The organism is Pseudomonas sp. NPDC087803, assembly GCF_044742995.1.
Lineage (GTDB): Bacteria > Pseudomonadota > Gammaproteobacteria > Pseudomonadales > Pseudomonadaceae > Aquipseudomonas.
In genome coordinates this window covers 1-1,366 of the sequence record NZ_JBIUVO010000157.1, presented here as the reverse complement: position 1 = coordinate 1,366, position 1,366 = coordinate 1, and the positions used below count along the sequence as shown (strand labels likewise).

2 protein-coding genes are annotated in these 1,366 nt (G+C 56.7%); both read left to right on the top strand.

The window, feature by feature from the left end:
* The first annotated feature begins 64 nt into the window (after positions 1 to 64).
* Entirely contained in the window at positions 65 to 667 is a 603-nt protein-coding gene (locus ACIOUG_RS27145) for a 50S ribosomal protein L25/general stress protein Ctc (protein WP_401070278.1), read from the top strand.
* A gap of 169 nt (positions 668 to 836) precedes the next feature.
* A partial coding sequence (pth, locus tag ACIOUG_RS27140; protein ID WP_401070275.1) for an aminoacyl-tRNA hydrolase occupies positions 837 to 1,366 on the top strand: 530 nt, incomplete at its 3' end.

Here is a 1,366-nt window from a genome sequence, read left to right as displayed (position 1 = left end):
GCGCATAGCTTGTTCGGAGCTGGTCGCAAACGCCACTCGGTCATGGCTATTTTGGAGATACAAAATGAACGATTTTACTCTGAATGCTGAAGTGCGTTCCGACCTGGGGAAAGGTGCGAGCCGCCGCCTGCGTCGTCTCGCCGCCCTGGTTCCAGCTGTTGTTTACGGTGGCGACAAAGCCCCTGAATCCATCAGCATGCTGGCCAAAGAAGTTGCCAAACTGCTCGAAAACGAAGCGGCTTACAGCCACATCATCGAGCTGAACGTTGGTGGCAAGAAGCAGAACGTCGTGATCAAAGCCCTGCAACGTCACCCGGCCAAAGGCCACGTGATGCACGCTGACTTCGTACGCGTTGTAGCTGGCCAGAAACTGACCGCTATCGTTCCTGTGCACTTCATCAACGAAGCTGCTCCAGTGAAGAAAGGCGGCGAAATCTCTCAAGTTGTTGCCGAGATCGAAGTTTCCTGCCTGCCAAAAGATCTGCCTGAGTTCATCGAAGTCGACCTGGCTGACGCTGAAATCGGCACCATCGTTCACCTGTCGGACCTCAAAGCTCCTAAAGGTGTCGAGTTCGTTGCTCTGGCACACGGCGATGACAAGGCAGTAGCCAACGTCCACGCTCCACGTGTTGCTCCAGAAGCTACCGAAGAAGGCGCAGCAGAGTAATTTCACTCTGTTCGTCGGAGTGAGTGAAACATCGCGGACTGGAACGTAGCGAGAAAGCGGGCGAGAACGCGGAGTTTACATTCATGGTAAATGAGCAATTTTCGTCCACTTTCGCCGCCTTCACTGCTTGCGGCGATGTTAACCACCACTCCAAGGAAGGGCCCCTATCGTGACTGCCATCAAACTGATCGTTGGCCTGGGAAATCCAGGCGCTGAATACGAACAGACCCGGCATAACGCAGGGGCCCTTTTTGTTGAGCGCATCGCTGCCGCGCAAGGTGTGAACCTTGTGGCCGATCGCAAATATTTCGGCCTGACCGGGCGCTACTCGCATCAGGGTCAGGATGTTCGTCTGCTGATTCCCACCACCTACATGAACCGCAGCGGCCAGGCCGTGGCGGCACTCGCCGGTTTCTTCCGCATCAAGCCTGAAGAAATCCTGGTGGCGCACGACGAACTCGACCTGCCTCCGGGCGTCGCCAAGCTCAAGCAGGGCGGCGGCCATGGCGGTCACAACGGGTTGCGCGACATCATTGCGCAACTGGGCAATCAGAATACTTTCTACCGCCTGCGGCTTGGCATCGGCCACCCGGGCGTCGCTAGTATGGTTTCAAATTTCGTCCTGGGTCGTGCGCCACGCGCCGAACAGGAAAAACTCGATGCCAGCATCGACTTTACCCTCGGCGTGCTGCCGGATAT

What these genes read in the sequence shown, in the direction of transcription:
- ACIOUG_RS27145 (WP_401070278.1), top strand. Translation starts at nt 65, where the DNA reads ATGAACGATTTTACTCTGAATGCTGAAGTGCGTTCCGACCTGGGGAAA.